This is a genomic window from Candidatus Minimicrobia sp. QA0096, from assembly GCF_963967315.1.
In the GTDB taxonomy this organism is placed as follows: Bacteria; Patescibacteriota; Saccharimonadia; order Saccharimonadales; family Saccharimonadaceae; genus Nanosynbacter.
In genome coordinates this window covers 132,998-149,218 of the sequence record NZ_OZ017288.1, presented here as the reverse complement: position 1 = coordinate 149,218, position 16,221 = coordinate 132,998, and the positions used below count along the sequence as shown (strand labels likewise).

15 protein-coding genes and 1 tRNA gene are annotated in these 16,221 nt (G+C 42.1%); 9 read left to right on the top strand and 7 right to left on the bottom strand.

Features of this window, described 5'->3' with window-relative positions:
• Position 1: 1 nt before the first annotated feature.
• From AACH20_RS00745 to AACH20_RS00735, 3 genes are read right to left on the bottom strand one after another with little or no spacing between them, the layout of a single operon-like run.
• Positions 2-3,049, bottom strand: coding sequence for a type I restriction endonuclease subunit R (locus AACH20_RS00745; RefSeq protein ID WP_338503246.1), 3,048 nt, complete (start codon positions 3,047-3,049; stop codon positions 2-4).
• Between the two features lie 47 nt (positions 3,050-3,096).
• Positions 3,097-4,281 carry a restriction endonuclease subunit S gene (locus tag AACH20_RS00740; protein WP_338503244.1) on the bottom strand — a complete coding sequence of 395 codons (1,185 nt, stop codon included), beginning with the start codon at positions 4,279-4,281 and terminating at the stop codon, positions 3,097-3,099.
• Complete coding sequence (locus tag AACH20_RS00735; protein ID WP_338503242.1) at positions 4,281-6,359, bottom strand: type I restriction-modification system subunit M; 2,079 nt, start codon at positions 6,357-6,359, stop codon at positions 4,281-4,283. The genes AACH20_RS00740 and AACH20_RS00735 overlap by 1 nt, the downstream gene beginning before the upstream one ends.
• Before the next feature lie 207 nt (positions 6,360-6,566).
• Here AACH20_RS00735 and rpmG point away from each other — a divergent pair, with 207 nt between their 5' ends.
• Positions 6,567-6,785, top strand: a complete 219-nt coding sequence (gene rpmG, locus AACH20_RS00730) for a 50S ribosomal protein L33 (RefSeq protein ID WP_129632843.1) — start codon at positions 6,567-6,569, stop codon at positions 6,783-6,785.
• Between the two features lie 66 nt (positions 6,786-6,851).
• Here the strand turns inward: rpmG and AACH20_RS00725 are convergent, their stop codons facing one another.
• Both AACH20_RS00725 and AACH20_RS00720 read right to left on the bottom strand, forming a co-directional pair.
• Positions 6,852-8,054, bottom strand: a complete 1,203-nt coding sequence (locus tag AACH20_RS00725) for a glycoside hydrolase family 57 protein (RefSeq protein WP_338503238.1) — start codon at positions 8,052-8,054, stop codon at positions 6,852-6,854.
• Positions 8,051-9,253, bottom strand: coding sequence for a glycosyltransferase family 4 protein (locus AACH20_RS00720; protein ID WP_338503236.1), 1,203 nt, complete (start codon positions 9,251-9,253; stop codon positions 8,051-8,053). Before AACH20_RS00720 ends, AACH20_RS00725 begins: the two co-directional genes overlap by 4 nt.
• 126 nt (positions 9,254-9,379) lie before the next feature.
• Here AACH20_RS00720 and AACH20_RS00715 point away from each other — a divergent pair.
• The 8 genes from AACH20_RS00715 to AACH20_RS00680 all read left to right on the top strand — a co-directional run bounded on the left by AACH20_RS00715 (position 9,380) and on the right by AACH20_RS00680 (position 14,067).
• A tRNA-Trp gene (locus AACH20_RS00715) sits at positions 9,380-9,456 on the top strand.
• A gap of 60 nt (positions 9,457-9,516) precedes the next feature.
• On the top strand, positions 9,517-10,059 hold the full coding sequence (locus AACH20_RS00710) for an AAA family ATPase (RefSeq protein ID WP_338503233.1): 543 nt from the start codon (positions 9,517-9,519) through the stop codon (positions 10,057-10,059).
• Between the two features lie 2 nt (positions 10,060-10,061).
• Complete coding sequence (locus AACH20_RS00705; RefSeq protein WP_338503231.1) at positions 10,062-10,754, top strand: YgjP-like metallopeptidase domain-containing protein; 693 nt, start codon at positions 10,062-10,064, stop codon at positions 10,752-10,754.
• Between the two features lie 30 nt (positions 10,755-10,784).
• A complete protein-coding gene (locus tag AACH20_RS00700) occupies positions 10,785-11,978 on the top strand; it encodes a sensor histidine kinase (protein ID WP_338503229.1) in 1,194 nt (397 codons plus the stop codon).
• Between the two features lie 89 nt (positions 11,979-12,067).
• A complete protein-coding gene (gene secE / locus AACH20_RS00695; RefSeq protein WP_338503227.1) occupies positions 12,068-12,397 on the top strand; it encodes a preprotein translocase subunit SecE in 330 nt (109 codons plus the stop codon).
• Positions 12,398-12,407: 10 nt separating this feature from the next.
• Positions 12,408-12,953 carry a transcription termination/antitermination protein NusG gene (gene nusG / locus AACH20_RS00690; protein ID WP_338503225.1) on the top strand — a complete coding sequence of 182 codons (546 nt, stop codon included), beginning with the start codon at positions 12,408-12,410 and terminating at the stop codon, positions 12,951-12,953.
• A 66-nt stretch (positions 12,954-13,019) separates the two neighbouring features.
• Entirely contained in the window at positions 13,020-13,445 is a 426-nt protein-coding gene (gene rplK / locus AACH20_RS00685; protein ID WP_129632624.1) for a 50S ribosomal protein L11, read from the top strand.
• Positions 13,446-13,509: 64 nt separating this feature from the next.
• The gene (locus AACH20_RS00680) at positions 13,510-14,067 is read left to right on the top strand and encodes an L-threonylcarbamoyladenylate synthase (protein WP_338503222.1); all 558 of its coding nucleotides are present in this window, start codon (positions 13,510-13,512) and stop codon (positions 14,065-14,067) included.
• A gap of 77 nt (positions 14,068-14,144) precedes the next feature.
• Here the strand turns inward: AACH20_RS00680 and eno are convergent, their stop codons facing one another.
• Together eno and AACH20_RS00670 are read right to left on the bottom strand one after the other, a co-directional pair.
• Entirely contained in the window at positions 14,145-15,425 is a 1,281-nt protein-coding gene (gene eno, locus AACH20_RS00675; RefSeq protein ID WP_129634982.1) for a phosphopyruvate hydratase, read from the bottom strand.
• Between the two features lie 33 nt (positions 15,426-15,458).
• Positions 15,459-15,935 carry a hypothetical protein gene (locus tag AACH20_RS00670; protein WP_338503218.1) on the bottom strand — a complete coding sequence of 159 codons (477 nt, stop codon included), beginning with the start codon at positions 15,933-15,935 and terminating at the stop codon, positions 15,459-15,461.
• Positions 15,936-16,221 lie beyond the last annotated feature (286 nt).

The following is a 16,221-nucleotide window of genomic DNA, read 5'->3' as shown; positions in this document are numbered from 1 at the left end:
TTTAATTCTTTTTTAATTCCGTGTAGACACTATGTTTAAATGCATCGAGAACGCGCTTTTTGAGATTTTGATCATTGAGGAGCAGGGTGAAGAACTCGTTATTGCTCATCAAACCCTCAAGCAACGCTTCGTCTGCATCGTCATAGAAGCTAAATGCAAAGTCGTCTTCGTTATTATTCTTCGCGCCAACTTTGAGATTTTCGTTTTTGAGAAGCAAGTCTTTAATCTGAAGCATGGCTTTGGTTGCGACATCCGTATCAAACGTTTGGCCGGAAGCGGTGTTAATATCATCGATGATTCTCGAAAGTAGTTGTTCTTCGTCTTTTGTAAGTCTTACTTCGGCATTTGGAAGATTAACAAACGGTTTAGACGCGTGTGGGCCACCATCGTGTTTCTGGGCGTATAGATTCTTGAACTCGACCATATTTACTTTCTTTGTGATGTCGATACCATTACCGGTACCAAAATCGATATTGGTTAAGAAAGTAGAAAGGAAGATATATTTCTTGAATAGCTCATTATCTATTTGACCAGTAATGAGCGAAAGAAAATCATAGAGACGGACGTAGCTTCGGCAAGCTCCGATAAACTCTTTCTTTTTATTGATATCCTCGCCAAACATATTATTCATGACTAGGATATTGCGGCGGATGATCTGATTCGCTTCAGCATTCGCATTAATCCTTGTGCGAATATTGCCAGTACCTTTGGCGTCTTTTGCAGCGTTTTCATAAACTACTTTGAAGAGTGCATCCACGTCGTAATCAATAACCACTCCGTGGCCGTCAATTTCTTCAGCCTTATCACGAAGTTCGGAGACTGACGCGGTATTTTTTAATATAGTTGTAGTATAATATGGCGCAAATGCATTTTCCATTTCTTCGTAGGTATTTACGAAGTCAAGGATGAAAGTTTTCTTTGCGTATGGAGCGCAGGTGCGGTTAAGACGAGAGAGTGTCTGAACGGCGTTTACTCCAGCGAGGGGCTTTAAGATGTACATCGCTGAAAGCTTTGGTTGATCGAAGCCGACCTGATATTTATTAGCCACGATAAGGATATTGTGGCGATCTGTATTGAATTCTTCAGGTAGTTTGTCTTCGGAGCAGCCATTAACTCCATGTTCAGTATATTCAGTTTCGTCGCCATCAAGTTTAACTTTGCCGGTAAAGGCTACTAGTGGCTTGATATCGTCTATTGCATGGTCGGCAAGGTATTTCTTCAAAGCGAAGTAGTAGCGGACAGCCTCTTCGCGCCAGTTTGTTACAATCATAGCCTTTGCTTGGCCGCCAAGTTCATTCTTTACGTTGTCGCGGAAGTGAGCAACAATAATCGCAATGCGTTGTTCAATATTCTCTGGATTAAGCATTGCTATGCGATAGATTTGCTTCTTTGCTTCCACAGTCTTTAGCATAGGATCGTCTTCGCTCGGCTCTTGTAATACTTTATAGAAAGTATTGTATTCGGTATAATTATTGAGTACATCGAGAATAAAGCCTTCCTCGATTGCTTGCTTCATTGAATAGAGATGGAAAGCAGCTTTCCGGACATCGCCCTCTGGCGTGACAATATCTGTTCCAAATAATTGTAGAGTGGTTGGCTTTGGTGTAGCTGTAAAGGCGAAGATAGATACGTTTTCTTGCTTGCCGTTTTTGCTGAGCTCTTTTTCCAACACATCCGAGCTATCAATGTCTTCGGCATTCTCAGAAGTTGCGTCTTTGGCGCCAAGGATATTTTGAACCGCCGACATATCTTTACCAGAGGTAGAAGAGTGAGCCTCATCGATGATAACTGCAAATTTCTTATCCTTGAGCTCTTTTACGAGCTCATTAAAATCAAGATACAAGAATTTCTGAATTGTTGTCACGATAATCTTCGTATTACCCTTAAGCGCATCGCGAAGAGTAGAGGAATCGTCACTCGATCTCTCACCGATTGCACGAATGAGGCCGGCTTGGTGGTCAATGCTCTTTACAGCCTTTTGAAGTTGCTGATCAACTACTAGGCGGTCAGTTACGATAATCACATTATCAAAGATTTGCTTATCTTCTTTGTTGTGGAGAGAAGAGAGACGGTGTGCAAGCCAGCAGATAGTATTTGTTTTACCAGAACCAGCACTATGCTCAATAAGATAGTTCAGCGAAGATTCGCGGTCGTGGACATCGGTAAGAAGTTTCCTGACGGCATCGCGCTGATGATAACGTGGGAAAATGAGCTTTTCTTTGTATGATTTCTCGCCAGTTTCTGGATCTTTCTTTTCTTCACGGATCGTAAAGCAGAAGTTCATTAGGAGTTCGATCATACTGTCTGGCGTAAGTACGTCATCCCACATATAGTGGACGGGATATTCGCTAACACCGTCACTTAGAGGGTTCCCGGCGCCAGTTTTTACGCCTTCACCAGAGCCGCGGTTAAATGGTAAGAAAGTAGTGTTGATTCCGTCGAGTTTCGTAGTCATATAGACTTCATTTAAGTCCATTGCGAAATTGACAACCGTACCCGCCTTGAACTTAAAAAGACGGTTATTTGGGTCTCGAGTATTAGTATACTGGTCAATTGCGTTACGATAATTTTGGCGAGAGTATTCACTCTTAAGCTCGCAGCTCACTACAGCCAGGCCGTTTACAAAGAGAACTAAATCTACGCGCTCGTGGTCGCTGATTACGGCTTCTTGCATTACAGTGAAGCGGTTTTTCTTATAGAAGGCTTCTAGCGTTGGGTTGTAAGAAGTTGCAGGTTTGTTATAGATGAGTTTTAGCGTAGTGCCGGCAATTTCTACGCCATCTTTAAGAACGTCGAGGAGACTGCTTTGGAGAATTTGTTGGTTAATTTTTGCGATAACCAACGCATCGGTATTGTCTTTATGAATCTTTTCGAGGGTAGCCATTTCTTCTGGCTGAGTATCTCGTAAAAAAGCAAGGAGTTCTTCGGTGTCCATTGCATAACGTTTGTCGTATTTTTCCTTGGCAATACGCTCACGGTAGCCTGCATCGCAAAGTCGAGCGATAAAGTATTGCTGATATTCTGTTTTCTCATCTATTAGTGATTTCATTTGGCTTTCTCCTTATTATTTTCTACAATTCTCTCCAGCCGTATTGCTCATACAACCCTCTTTTTACCGGTTACATATTCGTAAATGATAGACTTCTTATAAGTATCAAGTTTTGTGATCTGTCCTTGCTTAGAGTTTATAGATTCATCTATTTCTGTACATTTATCATCGAGAAAAGTAACGATTTGTTCCTGCTCGTCTTGGCTCATTAAAGGAAGTTTAAAATTGTAATAATTCGATTGGGTCATACTGGGGAGCGCAGTCTGGGTTGAATAATTTTCATAATCAAAGCTACAAGCTGCATAATAGAATAGCTTCAAATCATAATTGCCCTTAGGTTTTGTATTAAAAGCTGTATCGACGTTCCAATAATTACCAGTTACATACTGGGGAATATTAACGGTACCTTTTCTACCAAGTAGCACTGTTGGTCCTTTCTTAAACTCGACACACTTCTTGAAACTTTTTGAACCGCTTCCATATACTGGTGTATCACCATAATCAGTTTTAGGATCTGAGCCATTTTCAATGTCAAAGCAATATTTTACTGGTATGACCGTCCATTTTTCTGGTATTTTTCCAATCCATTGGACACCGCTATCTTTCATTTCTGCGTTTGGATCGAGGCCTTTGGTGACGGCTCGAGTAATGACGGATTTCTTGTAGTCATTTAGGATATCGATTTGTTTTTGTATGTCTTCGGAAAGTCTGTCAATTTCAGCGCATTTTTCGTCGAGAAAGTCAGCAATCTTTTCTTGCTCATCAAGAGCAGGTAATCGTATATGGATATTCCGCAGAACAGAAACGCTCACACCACCAATAAGACCAGTTATACGACTTTTGAATTCTTCAGTAAATGATGGTGACATAAGAAAATAATAGAGAAACTTATTGTTTTCTGTTTTTGAGTGGAAACAACACAACTTATTAACGAAACATACAGTCCTGTCATTAAAGGCTATCTTTTTTCCGGCATTGCCACCTTCTATACATAATAATGTACTGTTTTTTGGCGCGCGTCTAAAAGATTTATCGCTGTTTTTTATGAAAAGTCCATTATCAAAATCGATCGTTTGAAATTTGTCATTAATATCTTTTGTAGAGATGTAGGGGATAGCATTGATATTATCTATATATAAATCTTTATGTTCATCCTTAATGCTATTGCCGGTATATGGCGTACTCACATCTTTTATTCGTGCTTTTTTCCAATTTACATTATTGTCGGTCATTAAGCCTCCTTGAATAGCTTAGCTACGCGTTCATTGACTGACTTCTCAAGCTCTAGGAACTCTTTCTCTAGTTCTTCACTAGATTTTGGCTCTTGATACTTATAAAAGTATCTAGTGAACGGAATCTCCGCACCGATCTTGTCTTCATCAAAATACTTTGCGTCTGGAATGTGAGGCAAGACTTCACGCGCCATATAATCTTCGACGTCTTCATCAAACTTTACGATTTCGGAGTCTTTGGTAGATTTATCATACTCAATCTCGCCATTTCTCTTGGTCTGAATCTTAGCCGATTTATCCATTTCAGAAAGGCCATCCATAATCTTTGTAACAAATTTCTTATCGAGCTTAATATCTGAAAGGATATCTTCAAGCACAGGTTTAAATTCCTCTGGGGAATTATATTTCTTATCTGACTTAGCATTTTCAAGAGCCTCGAGTACGACATCATAGATTTCTTTATTTGCGCGGAAGTTATCGAGTTTCTTTTGGTCTTTATCAGTTAACTTATCGGCATTTTCGAGTTCATATACCTTGGCTTCGTCATAAAGTGTATTCAGCGATCCGCTTGAAAGCATATTTTCGATTCTGGCTGCTGTTACCGCATAGCTTCTTTGTAGTGGCTGCATGACGGTATATTCGCGATAGATGAACTCCGTATTCTTATAAACTTTAGAGAGTTCTGGGTCGGCGTCTTCGAAAGCTTTGTATAGATCGACAATCTTCTTAATATCCACGCCTTTGAATTCATTTTTCTTCATGCCGAGCGGCTTGCGAAGCTTATGAAAGATTCCGGAAGCGTCGATTAGCTGAATCTTGCCTTTGCGTTCTTGGCGTTTATTTTTCGAGAGGATCCAGACGTAAGTTTGAATGCCGGTGTTATAGAAGAGATCAGTCGGCAAAGCAATAATCGCTTCGATTAAATCGCGCTCGAGCATTGAGCGACGGATCTGAGACTCTCCAGAAAGCGTACCGCCAGTGAAGAGTGGGCTACCGTTTTCAATAATTGCGGCACGACCAAGATTTTCATCCATCTTATCAATAGCAGACTGCATAAAAAGAAGTTGGGAATCACCGCCAGATGGCAAGCCAGCTCCCCAGCGGCCATCTTTGCCGCGTCGATATTCAGCGCGAACAGCATCTTCCTGTCCTTGCTTTGCGTCTTTGCCAGACCATGGCGTACCGAATGGTGGATTCTCGATAACTAGGCGCATCTTTTGATTTGGGAAGCAGTCTTCCTTAAATGTGTCAGCGTGACGGAAGTTTTCTGAATTCTGACCTTTGATCAGCATTTCGGCGAGGCCAATAGACCAGCTCACAGAGTTGTATTCCTGACCGAATAAACGAATGTTCGCGGTCGGGTTTATTGCCTTAATAGAATCATAAGCCGTGGAAAGCATACCACCGGTTCCACAAGCTTGATCGCAGACCGTAACAACTTTTTGCGGGTCCTTGAGATCATCACAGCCCTCAGACATGAGAACTTCGACGAGCATCTTAATAATATCGCGGCCAGTATAGAATTGACCTGCATCCACGTTTTCAAAGAAGCGACCAATAAGATTTTCAAAGATATAGCCCATCTGTACGCTATCGTAAGTTTTTGGTGATAGATCTAGCTCGGAAAAATCCTTTACGACGGAGTAAAGACAACCCTCTTTATCCATCTTCTTAATATGAGAATCAAGCTCAAGACCACTTAAGATCTCGCGGACATTCTGTGAAAATCCGCTGATATATTCTTTAAAATTAGCGGCGATATTGTTTGGATCATTACAAAGTTCAGCCAGGGTAAAGCGACTTGTATTATAAAATTGGTAGCCAGAAATTTTGTAGAGGAATTGCACAGGGGAATTATTATTCTTTTCGTATTTTTCGAGGATTTCTTTTTTAGTGTCTGCAAGAGAGCATTCAAAACGACGCACGATCGTCATTGGAATAATAACGTCACCGTATTTATCTGGCATATAAGCGCCGCGCAGTTTATTTGCTATATTCCAAATAAAGTTAGCTTGATCCGTAACCTGATTTGAATTCTTGTTTCCGGCGGTTTTCAGGGTATAGTCTGCCTCTGGCATCGAGCCAATCCTCCATAATTGATTTATAAATATCCTCCGCGACTGTTTAATAAGAGCAGCCTTTCTGATAATTATACTATAAAACAGCCGCCAAAAACTCAGCTGAACGACATAATCTTAATAAAAAATCTGATACAGGTCTAGCATTTTCACTTCACCCATGCTATAATTAGTCAAGACGTTTTATAAAATCTAACGAGTAAAGAGATGGCAAAGAAGAATACGAAACGAAAGCTGATTGGTTTGGTGAGTAACTTGAGCAACCACCGAACTTACTATACTACTGTTAACACCCAGAACCGCACCACAAAAGGTCAGGGTAAATTGACACTACGTAAGTACGACCCAATTGCGAAGCAACACGCTACTTACACTGAGACTAAGAAAAACCTTGGTCGTAACGAAGTTAAAGCTCGTAAAAGCTAATTTAACAGGATTATACAGAAACTCCCTCGCATTAAGAGGGAGTTTTTATTTGATAAGAATGTCTGACTATTTCCTCAATCGAGATTTCATATCACGAATGGTGTTCATATAGTAAAGAAAAGCGTCGTATGGCGAATCATACGGACTAAAATAAGCGTGGACATCGCCGTCGGTAAAATTCTTCGTTCCCATGTAATAGAAGTGGTCTGAAGTTTGCAATTTTCGCCAATCGCCAATTAAACCTTCGTCTTTACTATTCAAGACCTCATCTTCAAGCTCATAGACATATCGCAAAGCTTCTTTCTGCAGACTATTTCCATTCCAAGCCGTCAAATCCCGCTCAGCGTCTGCCCACGTTACAGGCGACGGCATACTTATTTCACCAGCAGGCACATTCGCGTCCAGTGCTTCGCTAACGGTATAGAAAGTATTGCCATCAGCACTCAGCCATTTATCAACAAACTTCTCAAAGAAGCCGAAAATCCCAGATTCCGCCCATTGATGTTCGCCGAAAGTTTCATAGTCCATAAACAAGTTAAGCAGTGGCGCGTAACGGACAGAATCTTCCACCCACGTATTAAACTTGTCCGCGGTCAACGGCCATTCATTCCATTTTCGATCACTAAACCTAAACGCCAAATCATCGCTCAATCGATAATTCTTAAGTAGTAATCCAATTTTCTTCGTGCCTCTCGGGCGATATACATAATTCGGACTGCGCCAATTCAGAATCGGATCCCAACCTTCAGCCAACACGCCCTTAAAGCCGTCCTGTTCAGCCCATTTCGCCAAGTCATCACTATACGCCAACTCTGTATTTGCCAAAACTCGCGTTTCCGCACCAAAAATCTCACGAATCTTCCAGCGATGAAGTTCGACTTGCTCCTCAAATTCCTTACGCGAATAGAAAAACGCCAGACTATGATGATAAGGACTTGATAATATTTCTACTTGACTAGTCTTTACCAAGCGCTTAAAGCTCTCCAAAACTTCAGGGTTAAACCTTTCGGCTTGCTCTAAAAACGTTCCACTAAAACTCAGTGAAATCTTAAAATCAGGATATTTTTTCAATAATTTTTCAAGCAAAGCATTCATCGGCAAATACGACTTTTCTGCAACTTTTTGGAATATTTTTTGATTGTCCTGATCTGGATTTTGACCGCCAGAGAAATAATTATGCTTCCAAGCCGCGTCAAATATACTATACTCGCGTATTCGCCACGGTTGGTGTACGTGTAGATATAAAACTATTCCTTTATTTTTATTCATACCAGCGCTCCTTTGTACAGTTTCAGGCATTTTCTAGCGGCGTCCTGCCAAGAAATTCTCGCGTATTCATTCTTAACATTTTTCTTCAAAGATTTCTGTAAGGCAGGCGATTCAGCGATATTAACAATTTCATCCGCCAATTTATTCACATCCCAATAATCAAACCGCATAATGTTATTTAATACCTCACCGACACCAGATTGACGACTAATAAGTAGTGCAGTGTCGTGATGAGCTGCCTCCAATGCGGTCAGACCAAACGGCTCAGAAATCGAACTCATCACAAAAACATCAATTAGATAATAAGTATCTCGCCATTGTTTTCCGCGCACAAATCCCGTAAAAATCATCTTATTGCTAATCCCTAAGTCTGCCGCTAGTTCAATCAGTTCATCTCTTTGCTCGCCATTTCCGGATAAAACAAAAACGATCTTCTCATATTTATCAAGCGCCTTCGCTGCAGCTCGCACAAAATACGTCAAACCCTTCTGAACCGTGAGTCGCGTCAACGCACCAACAACCGCATAGCCATCCTTTTTCAACTCCTCCAAATACCTGTAAGTGCTGGCGTCATACTCATGCGGCGGCAAGTCAGCCAAATCAATCGCGTTATAAACCACCTCAATTTTCTCTGGCGGAATGTGATAATTCTTAACAATTATCTCCTTCGTGATTTCACTAACGGCGATTATCCGGTCAGCCATCAACAAGCCTTGTTGCTCAATTTCGTGAACCAGAGGATTTCCTGACTGCTCGCCAGAACGGTCAAATTCCGTCGCGTGAACATGCACAATTAGCGGCGCACCAGTCATTTCCTTAGCAATTATTCCAGCTTCCATCGTCAACCAATCATGCGCGTGAATCGCGTCGGGCTGATGATTTTTCACAAACTTCCGAACATATTTGCCATAACGCCTCTGTACAGCGCGCATCGGCGAAAGACCATACTCGTCCTTAGCGTTTTCACGGTCTTCCTCTGAACCGTTATTATACGCACCCAAATCGTGATAATTCGGCGGCAAAGGAGTAGCTGAATAGATATTCATATAGTCAATTCCGGGATGCTTGGCGATATAGGGAATAATAAAGTCAATATCAACGCCCTCCGAAGCAAGCGCCTTCGACATCTGATAACAAGCAACGCCAAGTCCGCCACTATTGTGCGGAGGAAGTTCCCACCCAAGCATTAAAATTTTCATCTCTGAGTTAATTGTAGAACTACGCTTATGTTTTTTCAAGGGATTTTGGGATCTTTTTCACGAGTTTTTATTTTTCACAATTTTAACATTTGCGACAAAGCTAATTCGTGATAAAATGGTTGCTATAGGAGTGTAGCTCAGGTGGCTAGAGCACTGGTCTCCAAAACCAGGTGTCGGGGGTTCGAGTCCCTCCACTCCTGCCAAGATTCTCGCTTGAAAGAGAATCTTTTTTATTAGTCAAAAATCTGCTATAATTTCTCAATATGAAACCTTTATCACCTTCACTTCCGCATATTATCGCCATGGTTGGTGCGCCAGGTTCAGGGAAGACGCAATTCGCTGTAGAATTTGCGAAGATTTTCAATTCTCCAGTGGTAAGTTCTCGACAATTTGAAGTTTTTACGGACAATACAAAAACCATTTCTGACGCAACATTGTCGCTTTTGGAAGAATTTTTGAAGACTAAACAAACTGTTATTTTGGACGGATCAACGGATCAGCGCACGAATCGTATGCGTATCAATCGCCTTGCCAGGGAATATGGATATAAAGTCCTATTTGTTTGGGTGCAAACCGATCCCGCCACAGCCAAGCATCGCTGGATAAAGACTTACAGCGGAAATGACGAATCTTTTGAACGACGATTGAAACAGTTTTCAGCTCCACACAGCAGCGAATCTTACGTCGTGATCAGCGGTCGTCACACCTTAAGCAGTCAAGCTCGCACTGTTCTTAAGCAAATTGGCGCCAGTCGTCCAGAAGCTCCACGCCGCCCAATTGCCGGAAATCGCATTAGCATAGGTTAACCATGACAATTATTACCGACGAAGAATTCGGAGAAATTGTCGTTAAAAAACGCAGCTTAGCAAAGAGCGTTAGCCTGAAAATTGCGCCAGACGGACGAATACAAATTACAATGCCGCCATATGCGCCGCTATTGACTGCAAAGGCATTGATTAAAACTTCCCGCAAGCAAATCCGCGAACTAGTTTCTCAGTACAGAGAAAAACTTTCTTACACAGAAAATCAGCAAATCGGCAAAAGCCATCATTTATTGATACAAACGACCGCTAAACCTTCGAGCGTAAAAATCGTCGGAACGCAGATATTGGCAGAAATCAACGAAGCAGAATCTGTCGAATCGGCCGCAAACCAACAACTTATCCGCAGTAAAATTCTGATCGCACTCAGAAAAGAAGCCAAGTCGTATTTACCAAGGCGATTGTCGTTTTTAGCGGAAGAACACGGTTTTTATTTTGCTCGGAGTAAAATCACGCACTCATCAAGTCGCTGGGGAAGCTGCTCTTCATCTGGAACGATTAGCTTGAATATCGGGATGATGAACTTGCCATTTGAGCTAATTGATTACGTAATTATCCACGAATTGTGCCACACCAGGCATATGAATCACTCGACGAAATTCTGGGACGAAGTTGCCAAATTTGACCCGCATTATAAAATCCACCGAAATGAATTGAAAAAATATTCGCCATACATATAGAAACGCATATGCTTATGTTATACTTTAGCTATGTGGGCGCTAATTTTTCTATTGATCACTCTGAGTGTTGTTTTAGGTGTTATAGCTATTGTTTTACATAAAATATTGTCGGAAATTAGCGATGAATCTGATTATAAAAATAATAAAAAAAGCCTAAGCGAACATCAAAGAATGATCACGCTTATCAATAATATCACCGACGCGATTCTCAGTACGGACGAGCGCGGAATTATCAATACGTACAATTCTGCGGCACTTAATTTGATTGATACGAACAGTGGAATTAACGGCGAACATATCAGTCAGGTGCTGAACCTTGAAACGACAGATAAAAAGCCGATTGACATTTTTAAGGAGCTCACCAAATCTTCTGCGATTCGCCAGCGCGACGACGTTCTGATGAAAATCGAAGATGGCGATTATATTCGCCTGGAAGTTACGCTTGCGCCAGTTCAGGGTGGCGATAAAATGACGCCAGACGGATATGTACTTATCTTGCGCGACATTACGAAGACTAAGAGCCTCGAGGAAGAGCGCGATGAATTTATTAGTGTAGTCAGTCACGAATTACGCACGCCGATTGCTATTGCTGAAGGTTCGCTAAGTAACGCCAAATTGTTGGTCGAGCGTAAAATGACTAGCAAAATTCCCGAAGCCATTGACGAATCTCATAAGCAAATTTTATTCTTAGCGCGAATGATCAACGACCTCAGTACATTATCGCGCGCCGAGCGAGGTGTGGCTGATGAAACAGAAATAATTGACGTGACAGAGCTGGCGGCTCAGATAAATTCAGAATATTCACCTCAGGCGGGCGAAAAAGGCTTGGCTTTCAATTTGGATATCGGCGGGCGACTTGGTGTAGTTAAGGTTTCTCGTTTATATCTGGAGGAAATTCTCCAAAACTTCATTACCAACGCCATTCGATATACACAAAAAGGCTCCATAACTTTATCAATCAAGAAAAATAAATCTGGCGAAATCACCTTCAAGGTTATTGACACGGGAATTGGCATTAGCAAAGCCGACATAGTAAAAATTTTCGACAAGTTTTACCGCGCAGAAGATTATAGAACTCGCGAGACGAAAGGCACAGGATTAGGTCTATACGTTTCTACTAAGTTAGCGAAGAAATTGGGCTGCAAAATTGAGGTAGAAAGCCGATTAAATCACGGCTCAACCTTCGGATTCAAGCTAAAAGAGTTCAAAAATAATGACAAATAATATTCGGTTAACTTGTTTTTTTGGCTCGGATGAATTACAATGACTATTGACAGTCTGTGAAAAACAGACTTTTTAAATTGGGAGAAAATATGGCACAGAAAGGCAAGGCAAGCAGCAAAACTACGGTTCGTCGAATCAAGGCTACTGACGACGCACCAAAAAAAGAAAAAGCTGTAGCGAAAAAAATTAATAAACCAACCAAAATCGTCGCAAAAGCACCTAAAAAGTCCGGCGAAAAAGGTGGATTGATTGGGTATTTCAAAGGCGCTTGGGAAGAGTTGAAGCTAGTTCGCTGGCCAACCCGCTCAGCCACTTGGGCAATGACAGCGGCGGTGCTTATCTTCACCTTTGCGTTTGTCGTTCTGATTTTATTACTTGACGCCGCATTCAACTGGGGCTTTAACCAAATTTTGAAATAGAGGAGAGATTATGAGTTCAAAACGATATGACGACAGTAAGCAATGGTATGCAATTCATACCTATTCTGGCTACGAAGAAAAAGTTGCCGAATCAATCCACCAGCGAATCAATGGCGTTGATATGGCTGATAAGATTTTTGACGTTATCGTGCCAAAGGAAAAGCAGATCCAGATTCGCAACGGTAAGCGTAAAATCGTTGAAGCTAAGATCTTCCAGGGCTATGTCTTGGTTGAGATGAAATTGACCGATGAAACTTGGTATATCATCCGCAACACGCCAGGCGTTACAGGATTTGTGGGCGCCGACACTACGCCAACTCCAGTTTCTGAAAAAGAAATTGCGAAGATTAAGAAGAGAATGGGCGTTGAAGAGCCAAAGCATCAGATTGACTTCTCAGAAGGCGAAGTTGTTTCAATTATCGACGGTCCATTCAAGGGCTTTGACGGCGCCGTGAGCGAAATTGACGCGTCTAAGGGCACTTTGAAAGTTATGGTTAGCATGTTTGGTCGCGACACTCCAGTCGAACTGGACGCCTTGCAGGTTAAAAAAGTTTAGCTTGCAATTTTAAGCATTTTTCGATATAATATTCGAGTTACGCACTACAAACTATAAGGAAGAACTATGGCAAAGAAAATTATTGGTAATTTGAAATTACGTATTCCAGCCGGTCGAGCAACAGCAGGTCCTCCAGTGGGATCAACGCTTGGTCAGTGGGGACTAAACATGATGGACTTTATCAATCCATTCAACGACGCTACAAAAGACATGATGGGTAAGGATGTAATCGTTCACATTCAAGTTTACGAAGATCGAACATTCACCTGGAACTCACTTGGTCAGCCAGTTGATGATATGATTCGTGAAAAAGCTGGAATTCAAAAGGGCAGCGGCAAGCCACACTCAGACAAGGTCGGTAAGATTACTCGCGCACAATTGCAAGAGATCGCTGAGGCGAAAAAAGACCAATTGAACGCAATCGACATCGAAGGCGCAATGAAAGTTATCGCCGGATCAGCACGCTCAATGGGCGTTGAAGTCGTCGACTAATCTACAGAACTTTTAGCAAATAGCCCCGAACTCCTCGGGGTTATTTTATGGTAAGATGTAATAAATGATTATAAAGAATATTTTAGACAACAGCGTAATTTCCGTACTTAAAGATGAGCAATTGATAATTGCCAAAACTGACACGATTTACGGAATATTAGCCGCTGCCAATTCAAAAAAAGCCGTCGAGAAATTATACGAAGTTAAGCGGCGCCCCTTGGATAAACCCGTTATTATTTTGGCTGCAAATATTGATGACACTCCTAATCTCACGCCATCAATCAAATGCAAATATCAAGAAATCTCCAAAAATAGACCAACAACAATCGTCACCAAAGTGAGCCCTAATTTTCTGCCATATCTTCCGAGAAACGGCGGAACATTGGCATTCAGAGTCGTGCCAGAATCTCCGTTGGCAGAGTTAATTCGAACCGTCGGTCTTTTGGTTGCGCCCAGTGCAAATCCATCGGGAGAAGAACCGGCAAAGAACGTCATCGAAGCGATAAATTATTTCCACGAATTAGTGCCAATTTATGTCGATTCTGGAGAGGTCGCCGACGCTCAACCGTCGCAGATTGTCCGAATCAATGAGGGCGGAGAAATTGAGTTTCTAAGAAGATAACCCTCAAAGAATTGTCAAAAAATCGCCAAATAAAAAAAAGACTTCCTCTGAATTACAGGGAAGTCTTTTTGCGTGAGCTACTTCACAAACGGATGCGCAATTTCCAAATCTGGGCGCTTTTCCGCAATTCTCAGCAGCTCATTATATTTAGCAATTCGCTCTGACCGCGACATCGAGCCAGTCTTAATTTGACCCGTGCCCAAACCGACCGCCAAGTGAGAAATCGTTACGTCCTCCGTCTCGCCAGATCGGTGACTCATCACCGTATTCCAGCCAGCATTCTTCGCCATCAGAACAGCCTGAATCGTCTCAGTCAATGTGCCAATTTGGTTCGGCTTGATTAAGATCGCATTGCCAGCCTTTTCTTCAATTCCGCGCTTCAATCGCTCGACATTCGTCACCAAAAGATCGTCGCCAACCAATTGCGCAAAATTGCCCAAATCAGCCGTCATTTTCTCCCAATCTTCCCAAGCTTCTTCGTTCAATCCATCTTCAATCGATAGAACAGGGACACGTTCCAACAGGGCTTTATACGTGCGAATCATTTCGTCAGCCGACAGAATTCGGTGTTCAGTCGCCAAGTTATATTTGCCGTCCTTGTAAAGCTCGCTCGCCGCAACGTCCAGCGCAAAACCAAAGTCCACGCCTAATTTATAGCCAGCCTGCTCGATGGCGCGAGATAGCAACAAAATAGGCTCCATATTACCATTCCTGACATGAGGTGCATAGCCACCCTCATCGCCAACCGTCGTAGGATAGCCTTCATCTTTCAGGATTTTTGCCAACGCATGGAAAACTTCCGCACTCATTCGAACCGCGTCCGCAAAAGTTGCCGCGCTAGTTGGAATAATCATATATTCTTGAAAATCAGTCGCACCGAGCGCATGCTGACCGCCGTTCATCACGTTGATCATTGGCATCGGCAGGCACATTGCAGGATTTCCAGCCAAGCTATTGACATATTGATACAATTCCACGCCACGCGACTTAGCAGCAGCTTTCGCTACAGCCAGCGACACGGCCAAAATCGCATTTGCACCCAAACGCGCCTTATTTGGCGTTCCGTCCAGGCTCTTCATTTTTTCATCAATTGCGGCCTGATCGAACGGATTAGAGCCCTTCAAAGCCTGCGCAATTTCACCATTGACATTCTCAACCGCACGAAGCACGCCTTTACCGCCAAACGCCAACTCGCCGTCCCGAAGCTCAACAGCCTCAAAAGAGCCAGTGCTTGCACCAGACGGAACAGCCGCACGCCCAAACGAACCGTCGCTCAAAGTCACGTCCGCCTCAACCGTCGGATTTCCACGCGAATCTAAAATTTGCCTTGCTTGTATGTTTGTAATTGTTATATCCATAATTACTATTTTATCAAAAACAGCAATTATATGTTAATCTTCATCTTTTTTCAGGTCGCGCTGTATTATCACCGGCTCACCAATTTGAGTTTCACCCAACCCTGAATAAAATACCTTCGGACTATCGCACATAGCGACGCGCACAACCCGAGAACCATCAGACCCTCCAAGAGTTAAAGGTCCTTCACACCCATTAGTTAGCATGTAAATATCCCTCTGCGCTTTTGCAATATTTTCATCTAGCTCGTCCATTCCACTGGCGGCCATTTTACAAACAATTTTAGTAGATTGATCTTTATCTAATACCTCACCTGTAGCCTTATTAACTAATGTCACCTCATCACCACTAAACGCCATTTCTAGAAGTTTATTTACTGTTTTTCTGTATTCTTCTAAGTCGTTTAACTTTTCTATTATTCTTGGGCAAGACATACATTGCTCTGGGATATAGATATCTATCGTGCCTAAAGAACCGTCTTCGTTACCTACAATTTTCGTAAACTCACTCATAATATTACATATTATACAATTCTTCTCCATAAAATCAAACATTTGCCTCAATCTCTGAAAATATGGTATAATTTCAACATTATCAATCAATGTTGGGAGGCTGATTTGTTAAGATGACAAATTGCCGTTCGTACCACAGAAAGGATTTTTATGGCAAAGAAAGCCGAGTTGCTAGAAAAAGCAGCAGAACTAAAACTAGAAGTCAGCGAGAAAAACACAATCGCTGAAATCGAAGCAGCAATTGCAGAAGCTACAGACGCAAGCAAATCTCACGACAACAAAGACA